This is a genomic window from Pseudoalteromonas sp. (assembly GCF_041629635.1).
In the GTDB taxonomy this organism is placed as follows: Bacteria; Pseudomonadota; Gammaproteobacteria; order Enterobacterales; family Alteromonadaceae; genus Pseudoalteromonas.
Map to the genome: position 1 here is coordinate 1 of NZ_JBFKMX010000139.1, position 9,104 is coordinate 9,104.

Annotated in this window: 7 protein-coding genes and 1 pseudogene; 4 read left to right on the top strand and 4 right to left on the bottom strand. The window is 39.4% G+C overall.

The window, feature by feature from the left end; translation table 11 throughout:
- The first annotated feature begins 133 nt into the window (after positions 1–133).
- Positions 134–913 (top strand): peroxide stress protein YaaA, encoded by a 780-nt coding sequence (yaaA, locus tag ABYD77_RS15670; RefSeq protein ID WP_372771053.1) that lies wholly within the window; start codon positions 134–136, stop codon positions 911–913.
- An 11-nt stretch (positions 914–924) separates the two neighbouring features.
- On the opposite strand, the pseudogene ABYD77_RS15675 reads toward yaaA, so the two are convergent.
- Positions 925–1,314 (bottom strand): annotated as a pseudogene (locus tag ABYD77_RS15675) (GGDEF domain-containing protein); the annotation flags it as partial.
- A 531-nt stretch (positions 1,315–1,845) separates the two neighbouring features.
- Positions 1,846–2,904: a tetratricopeptide repeat protein gene (locus ABYD77_RS15680; protein ID WP_372771054.1), complete on the bottom strand. Its 1,059-nt coding sequence runs from the start codon at positions 2,902–2,904 to the stop codon at positions 1,846–1,848.
- Between the two features lie 44 nt (positions 2,905–2,948).
- Between ABYD77_RS15680 and ygjK the strand changes: the two genes are divergently transcribed.
- Both ygjK and ABYD77_RS15690 read left to right on the top strand, forming a co-directional pair.
- A complete protein-coding gene (ygjK, locus tag ABYD77_RS15685; protein ID WP_372771055.1) occupies positions 2,949–5,339 on the top strand; it encodes an alpha-glucosidase in 2,391 nt (796 codons plus the stop codon).
- Positions 5,340–5,419: 80 nt separating this feature from the next.
- Positions 5,420–6,478, top strand: coding sequence for a bifunctional transcriptional activator/DNA repair enzyme AdaA (locus ABYD77_RS15690; protein ID WP_372771056.1), 1,059 nt, complete (start codon positions 5,420–5,422; stop codon positions 6,476–6,478).
- Positions 6,479–6,508: 30 nt separating this feature from the next.
- Here ABYD77_RS15690 and srmB read toward each other — a convergent pair whose 3' ends face one another.
- Positions 6,509–7,738: an ATP-dependent RNA helicase SrmB gene (gene srmB / locus ABYD77_RS15695; RefSeq protein ID WP_372771057.1), complete on the bottom strand. Its 1,230-nt coding sequence runs from the start codon at positions 7,736–7,738 to the stop codon at positions 6,509–6,511.
- A 123-nt stretch (positions 7,739–7,861) separates the two neighbouring features.
- Between srmB and ABYD77_RS15700 the strand changes: the two genes are divergently transcribed.
- Positions 7,862–8,566 carry a tRNA1(Val) (adenine(37)-N6)-methyltransferase gene (locus tag ABYD77_RS15700; RefSeq protein WP_372771058.1) on the top strand — a complete coding sequence of 235 codons (705 nt, stop codon included), beginning with the start codon at positions 7,862–7,864 and terminating at the stop codon, positions 8,564–8,566.
- Positions 8,567–8,575: 9 nt separating this feature from the next.
- On the opposite strand, the gene fldB is transcribed toward ABYD77_RS15700, so the two are convergent.
- Positions 8,576–9,097, bottom strand: coding sequence for a flavodoxin FldB (fldB, locus tag ABYD77_RS15705; protein ID WP_054978598.1), 522 nt, complete (start codon positions 9,095–9,097; stop codon positions 8,576–8,578).
- Between the last annotated feature and the right edge of the window lie 7 nt (positions 9,098–9,104).

A 9,104-nucleotide genomic window follows, 5' to 3' on the forward strand; every position in this document is an offset into this window, starting at 1 on the left:
AGGTCAAATGTCCGTAACATCGAGTTTACGCTACTCCTAGCGAAGAAAAATCCATCGAAAACTAACTAACAGGTGATTTTTATTACAAGAAATGTTGAAATTACCTTAATACAACGACAAGTCAATAGTAATTATGATCACTGTAATATCACCCGCTAAAAATTTAGACTACGAAACACCTGCACCGAACAAAAACCATACTCAACCAGAGTTATTAAGTCATAGCCAAGAGTTGATTGAAGTATGCCGAACGCTTTCAGCACAAGACTTATCAAGTTTGATGAAAATCAGCGATAAGCTGGCAGGTTTAAATGTGGCACGATTTACCGAGTGGCAAACACCCTTCAATACCGAAAATGCAAAACAAGCTATTTTTGCGTTTAATGGCGATGTTTATATTGGTTTAGATGCAGCAACATTGAGTGACAGTGCGCTTGAGTATGCGCAATCGCATTTACGCATACTGTCAGGGTTGTATGGTATTTTGAAACCACTTGATTTAATGATGGCGTATCGTTTAGAAATGGGCACAAAGCTGGCTAATCCGCGTGGTTCAAATTTATATCAGTTTTGGGGAGCGGTCATTGCTGAAAAACTAAACCAAGTTTTTGCAGAGCAAAATACCTCCACATTAGTCAATTTAGCCTCCAACGAATATTTTAAAGCGGTGGATAAAAAAGCACTTAAAGGTGAGATAATTACGCCAGTATTCAAAGATTGTAAAAATGGTCAATATAAAGTGATTAGCTTCTATGCTAAAAAAGCGCGAGGCTTAATGGCGCGTTATATTATGGAACAGCAAGTAACGACAATGGATAAGCTATTAGCGTTTGACGGTGCCGGTTATTACTACAGTGAAGAACACACTAAAAAAGCCAATGAACCTGTATTTTTAAGAGCAGAGCAAGCGTAAAAAACGCTTAGCTAGCTTGATACAATTTGGTTTCGCCCTTGCTGTTTTGCTTTATAGAGACGTTGATCGGCAATATCGAACAGGGTCTCGAGCTTTGGGGTAACAGGGCTAAACTCAACCACACCAATCGACACTGTCATAGTAAATGCAGCATCTGGCAACTGGATTTTTGATTCAGCCAGATTGCTTCGAAGTGATTCGGCTTTATCTGCAGCTGAAGACAGTGCAATATGCGGTAACATCACAATAAATTCTTCATCACCCCAGCGAGCAAAAAGATCGGACTCACTTTAGTTTTGATTTACTAATGCAGAAAATTGCCTTAAAGCTAACTCACCGACATTATGCCCATATTGATGATTTACTTTTTTAAAGTGATCAATATCAAACATTAAAATACAAAATCGAAGTTTATTCTTTTAATTTTTCAGTCGTTTTATTTATAAAATACCATCGGGTAAAAGCATCTGTAAGAGGGTCTGTTGTTGCTAGTTTAATGAGTGTATTTTTTTGGGGTGAAGAGTTAATAGCCACATACCAATGCCAATTTCAATAAGCAATAAACCAAATATTTGAAGTATATCTTCTATCACTAATGTGACAAGCCAAGTCATAACAACTCATTCATCGAGCGTATTTGTATAAAGTGCACTGAAAAGTAATGAAAAACCTACATAAAGAATTAGATTATGTCGTTCATCATGTTTTACACGATTAAGGTAAAATATACTTACAAGCACAATACTGACCATAATTAGTTCGAAGGAAAACTGAGAAAATCGATATTACTGAGGTTGGAAAATAACTAAAAAGTGATAGTTGGTGAGATAAGTAATAGAGTTAGCACAAAAATCGACATATTAACGCTAGATCACTTTTGGATATACTAGGATTAACCGCCAAAACAAGATTAACAAGTCAAATTGGCGAGATTACAAAGTAGTAGCTTCTACATTGAGCTTTTGCACAAGTTGATTATAAGTAGAAAGGTGGCTTGGTAATAATTTTGTGAATCTCACCTTTGATAAGTGTTGCTTTGCTACCTTATGATAATTAAGCGTTTCGTTAATCTCAGCTAATCGCAATTGAAAAAAGGAAAAATTAGGACTTTCCTCGCTCTTGAAATAAGTTATTGCATTGCGATAGGTTTGATTGGCTATTTGTAATTGACCAACTAGCTGGTAGGTTCTGGCTAAGTTCCCAATCGCCATTGTAATGTTTTCTGTAGAGTTGAGTTGATGTGCCCAAAAAACTGCACTCTTACGATGTGGTATGGACTCTAATAACTGATTTTGCAAGTACAGGGCATTTGCTAAATTGGCGTAAATTTCATGCTGTAATTTGGCGTCCTTACTTTTTCTATATTTTTGTGCTAACCGGCTAAACATACTAACCGCTTTATCTTTATCACCAAACACCATTTCTAAGTTAGCAATTTCCACAGCACGTAATGGGTTAGGAAAACTATCAAAAGTCGCATTTACTAGAGTGAGAGCTTTTTTTGAGTATTGTTGTGCCTTATCTTTTTCACCGTAAATACCTAATGCTTTTGCGGCATAAAAATAAAGCTGAGTTTGAAATGAAATGGGATGCTGGTGTTCAGCATTAATATATTGCTCCGTTAGCTTTTTTAGGGTGAGTAAATTTGTAGTTTCATAGAGAAAATCAAGGTAATGTGCTGTAATAAAATACCAATCTGTGCTGTATAGCGAATACTCACTTTGTTCTTTTAATAATTTTTCACTGCAATCAAGTACCGGCAATGCAAGGCAGAAATCTTCAAAGTTATGCATGTTATCAGCAGCTGAGAGTTTTGTGCAAAGCAACAATAAGCTTGCCAATGTATAGTTTAAAATTTTCATTATTTTTATAATTGCGCCACTTTCGCAAGTTGTCACGGCTCTGGTTATTCTAAGAATTACTGTTCTGCAATTCAATTGATTTCTACTTAAGATAGTAGTGCATTTGTCCAGAATTGTTTTTTTATGCATATTGTGGATAATGTATACAAAAATTAAATTATTAACTTATCTTAATGAAATTTCTAGTCGCATCGATTCTAATGTGTGTTAGCTTTCAGGCTATTTCTGCATCGCAACTCGACCGTGTGGGCGAGCCAAAATTGGCAAAATCTTATGACAAATACGGTAATCAACAAGCAAACCCATTATTTGACCTTGGTAGCTGGCATGGATTTTTACAACCAGAACATGAAAGTGCAGGTGGATTTGCGGGGCCTGCCATTGTGTTTGAAGAGTACACCCTTTATTTTGCTGAATATGTTGAGATGTTATCTGTAGCTGTTGATGGTGGTGATTATCAACGTCTTTCAGAATTACCAAGTACCATTTCCAGCGAGCTTGGATATTACAAACAAACCTTTACCACAAACACATTTAGCATCGATATTTACTTAAGCTTTGTATCAGCGCGAAGTAGTGTGATTGATACACGCATTACTAATTTAACCGAAAAGCCGCTTAATCTTTCACTAAAGTGGCAAGGGCAACTTACAAAGCATTGGAAAAGCAAAGATGATGATTACATTTGGCAAGTAACACCACAAACCTCAGAGCAAGCAATTGCATGGCAATTTGGCCAAGCACGTGACACTTGGCACAAACTTAATGACAGCACCGCGCGATTTAAAATTACGCGTTCAATTGCCTCAAAATCAGTTTTTAATCCTATTGAACAAAGTTACAGAAGTACAAGTGCATTAACGGTTTCGCCTGCAAATTCAAAGTTACTGACTACAGTGCTCAGTTATACCCATAATCAGCCAGAAAGCGACGGCGAAGATGTAAAAATAATCGCTTGGTTAAATAGTAAAAAGCCCGCCTATCTCAATGCGAAAACCAGATGGCGGTCAATTGCAAATAAACTATCAAATCAGCACAGCGAACAAGCAAAGTGGTTAGCAATAAAGTCGCTAGAAACCTTAGTTGGTAACTGGCGTAGCCCAGCAGGGGCAATTAAACACAATGGCATAACTCCATCTGTTACAGCGCGTTGGTTTAATGGTGTATGGGCGTGGGACAGTTGGAAGCATGCTTATGCCCTTGCAGAGGTGATGCCGGAACTTGCTAAAGATAATGTACGCGCCATGTTTGACTATCAAATAACGGACAAAGATACACTTCGTCAGCAAGATGCGGGGATGGTGATTGATGCGGTGTTTTACAACTACGCAAAAGCGCGCGGTGGCGATGGCGGTAATTGGAATGAGCGTAATACCAAGCCTCCACTGGCATCTTGGGTGGTTTGGCAAATTGTGTCAAAAACCAATGATGAAGCGTTTTTGGCTGAAATGTATCCGAAATTAAAAGCATACCATGAATGGTGGTATTTAAATCGCGATCATAATGGCAATGGTTTAATTGAATATGGCGGCACGGTTGATGATACACATACCACAAAAGAGGGGGAGATGCGTTTCTCAGTGCAAGCAACTGCGCAACTGACTGTTTTGGCATCGTGCAAAAAAGGGAAAGATAATTGGTATTTATGCAGCGGCAATGAGTTGTATTTAAGTTTACTTGATAACAGCCAAATTAGTGCGTTTGATATCCCTGTGCAACATGCTGCAGGTTGGGAATCAGGTATGGATAATGCGGCGCGTTTTGGTTTTATTTCAAATGAGCAGTTTAAAGAATATGCCAATCAAACTTATAAAGACGATATGGTAAAAGCGAAGGCTGATTGGCAAGTTCAGATTTTTGAAAACATACGTAATGGAGAACTGGTTGGTTATTCAATTAACCAAGAATCTGTAGAGCTTAATAGTTATCTAGCAATGGAAAAACGCCAACTTGCGCAAATGGCAAAACGATTAGGTAACAACCAAGATGCACAAAAATACCAAGCAGAATATCAAACCTTAAAAGCACGTATTGATGCGTGTTTTTACGATAGCACAACTGGCTTTTACTATGATTTAGCCATTGAGAATAGTCAGCAGTCAACGAGTGAATGTAAAGGCAAGTTGTTAGTGCATCGCGGCAAAGGCCCTGAAGGTTGGGCCCCGTTATTCAGCCAAGTTGCAAGTACAGAAAATGCTAAAAGTGTTATAAATACCATGCTTAGTAAACACGAGTTTAATACCTATGTGCCATTTCCTACCGCTGCTATCACAAACCCCGCATTTGGCGCAGATGTTTATTGGCGAGGCAGAGTGTGGCTTGATCAAGTGTATTTCGCACTCAGTGCACTAAGTCATTATGGCTATAAAAAGGACGCGCAGCAGCTTTTACAAAAGCTGATTAGTAATAGTAAAGGCCTTAGCGATAAAGAAAGTATTCGAGAAAACTATCACCCCTTTACTGGTGAGCAGCAAGGCGCAACAAACTTTAGTTGGAGCGCCGCACATTTAATGATGATGTTGGATGAAATTGGTTTGCCTGAAAGCTCGTTAGATCAACATTAAAAATATACTTGTTCAGTTTTCGGTTGAGTGAAATGTTAGCCTTGGTTACGCTTGGCTAAAATCATCAAATGATTGGCTTTATGAAAATTACCCAACCTGAAAAAATTAGCGAGTATTACCAAGCATTGGTAGATAAAAACAGTCAATATCTTGGCTGTTTTTATGCCTGTGTTACCAGCACGCAGATTTTTTGTATCGCGACTTGCAGTGCACGCAAACCAAAAAAAGAAAATGTTGAATTTTGCTCTGAGGTAAAAGATGCCCTTGATGCGGGCTTTCGCCCGTGCAAAGTCTGTAAGCCAACACAAAATGCCCATTCAATGCCAGAGCCAGTTTCTACAGCGTTAAAATTGCTAGCGCAAAAAGGTCAAGAAAAGCTTTCAGACTACCATTTAAAAGAGGCTGGAATACAGCCTGAGCTGGTAAGGCGTTGGTTTAAAAAACACTATGGCATGACGTTTCAAGCTTATCAGCGCATGGTGCGGATAAATACCGCTTATCAAGAAATTCAAAATGGCAAGCAACTGATTGATTCGGCTCTAGATTCAGGTTTTAACTCATTAAGCGGGTTTGCTTACACCTTTAAAAAAGCCACAGGCCTTAACCCAAGTAAAAGTAAAGAGAAGCAAGTTATCTTAATTTCGCGCCACACCACGCCCATTGGCCCAATGTTTATATGCGCAACCAATAACGGGATATGTCTTGTCGAGTTTGTTGACAGACGTATGTTAGAAACGGAATTTAACGATTTACAAAAGCGTCTAAATGCGGTGATTTTGCAAGGCGAAAATGATCATATTAAGCAGTGTAAGTTAGAGCTGAGTGAATATTTTGCGGGCAAGCGCAAGGAGTTTAGCGCTCCCCTTGATTTACCTGGTACTGAATTTCAACAAGGCGTGTGGCAAGGGTTACAAGCTATTCCATATGGTGAAACACGCAGTTATTCAGAGCAAGCAACTGCACTCAATAACGCTAAAGCGGTACGTGCTGTCGCCACTGCAAATGGTATGAACCGGGTTGCGATTATTGTGCCGTGTCACCGGGTGATTGGTAAAGATGGGTCACTTACAGGTTACGGTGGTGGCTTAGAGCGAAAGGCGTGGTTATTACGCCATGAAGGTGCTGATTTTAAAGAATAAAAAAGCGGTGATAACACCGCTCTTGTAAGGCTACTTCTTTTTCGCTTTTTTCTTGGCTTTCTTTTTCGCCTTCATTTTTTCTGGGTCTTTTTTCTTTTTCGCCGGCAATTTCGCTTCTTTGTGCTTTGGCTCTAAGCCTTTAATTGTACGGCGTTTAAGTTTTTGCTCTGTGTAGCGCTCAACTTTTGCCAAAATTTCCACGTCATGAGCTTCAACAAACGAAATCGCAGTGCCTTTTTTACCAGCACGGCCTGTGCGGCCAATACGGTGTACATAAATATCGGCAGTGCGGGGCATATCAAAGTTTATTACGTGGCTAATATCAGCCACATCGATACCGCGTGCGGCAACGTCGGTCGCAATGAGTACGTTTGTACGGCCTGTATCAAAGCTTTTAAGTGCGGCTAAACGTTTATCCTGAGGCATTTCACCACGCAGCCAAGTGGTTTTAATGTCTTTCGCGAATAACTCGCCAACTAGCTGCTCTAAACGCTCACGTGTTTTAACAAACACAATGGCCTTTTCAACGTCTTCCGATTTTAAAATCGCTTCTAGCTGTTCCACTTTATGTTCGCGGTTATCAGATAAATGCACCCATTGGTGGATTTTGCCTTTTTCACGGCGCGATGGGGTTGCCTCTAAAAGTGCTGGATCATTTAAAATGCGCTCAGCAAATAGCTCAACGCTGTCGCCCTCTAGTGTGGCTGAGAATAAGAAGCACTGTTTACGGTTTTTAGCTTCATCGCAAATACGCAGCATTTCCTTACGAAAACCCATATCTAACATACGGTCGGCTTCATCAAGAATTAGTACTTCAACATCTTCTGCGTGGAAGTTTTCTGAATTTAGATAATCCATTAAACGACCAGGCGTAGCGATAAGGATGTCGTTATTTTTTTCAAAAATTTCTTTATGGCTCCCGTAGTTAATACCACCGGTTACCACACCAATTTTAAGGTGAGTTTGTGCAGCGAGGGCATTTGCTTGTTCATACACTTGATAAGCTAGTTCACGTGTTGGTGTCATAATAAGTACGCGCGCAAAACCTGGATTACGCCTAGGGAAATCAATTAGATATTGCATTGAACCAAGTAAAAACGCAGCGGTTTTACCAGTACCGGTTGGTGAACTTGCTAAAATATCGCGACCTTTCATCGCTGCAGGAATAGCGAGCGATTGAATGCTAGTCGGTTTATCAAAACCCATTTTTTCAATGGCGTTTAATAATTTTGGATCAAGATCTAGGTCAGCAAAGTGCATAAGGAAATAAACATAAAGGAAAATTAGCTGTATTATACACCGAATCAATAATAGGGTCTGCTTATCTTTATTTAAATATTAATAAAGAACAACACACCCTCAAGCAGAGGGTATTTTACCGCAATGTCGGGTTTTACGTTTAAGCAGTTTCATATTAACCACGATAAATGTGCCATGAAAGTGGGCACAGACGGTATTTTGTTGGGCGCTTGGGCAACCCTTGAGGGGGCAAATACTGCGCTTGATATTGGCACGGGCACGGGGCTAATTGCCTTAATGCTTAAGCAACGTGCGCCTAGTTTAGTTATCACTGCCGTTGAAATTGATAATGATGCATTTTTACAAGCGAAAGAGAATATTTCTGACTCACCTTGGCAAGACCTAAACTTGTGGCAAGGCGATATCAATGAATTTCAAGCAAATACAGTGTTTGATCTAATTGTATCAAATCCGCCATTTTTTAATGATTCACTTAAAAGTGAAAATGCACAGCGAATGACGGCACGCCATACGGATGCTTTATCGTTTGATAGTTTATGTGCTAAAGCGGCGAGTTTATTAAGCGAAAAGGGCTGGTTTTGTGTGGTATTACCAACAACTGAATTAAGCCGATTTGAAAGTGCAGCAAATAACGCTAATTTAACGGTTATTAAAAAGCTGTGGGTATTCACTAGCAAAAAGAAAGCAGCAAAACGTGTGTTACTGTGTTTATCTCACAATGATGAATTGCAAACCTTGGTTGAAGAAAATTTGGTTATTCACGATGAAGGTGGAGAGTACAGCACAGCCTTTAAAGCACTGTGCCGTGATTTCTATTTGAACTTTTAAGGAAAAAAGTTATAGCGTTTCAGCGTATTCTGTCATCACTTGCTCAACCCAAGTTGCAATGCGCTCATCACTTTTTTCGTACTGGCTGTCTTCATCAAGTGCCAAGCCTACAAACTGTGTGCCATCTTCCGTTAACGCTTTCGACGCTTCAAACTCGTAATCATCTGAATTAGGCCAATAACCTAAAAAGGTCACGCCTTGAGGTTTTATTTTGTCGTGCAGCATGCCTAATGCATCTTGGAACCATTGGCCATAGCCTTGTTGATCGCCCATGCCAAACAGTGCAATGGTTTTACCGCTTAAATTCACTGACTCAATGTCATCCCAAATTGATTCCCAATCTTCTTGTAACTCGCCAAAGTCCCAAGTAGAAATACCAAATATTAAGAAATCGAATTCTTCTGCGTTTTTCAGTGGCTCGTCTTTAATATTGTGAAGTGAAATGATGTCTTCACCGATAATTTGCTGAATCTTTTCTGCAGCCATTTCGGTGTAACAGGTTGTAGAGCCAAAAAATAAACCAATTTTCATATTAAAT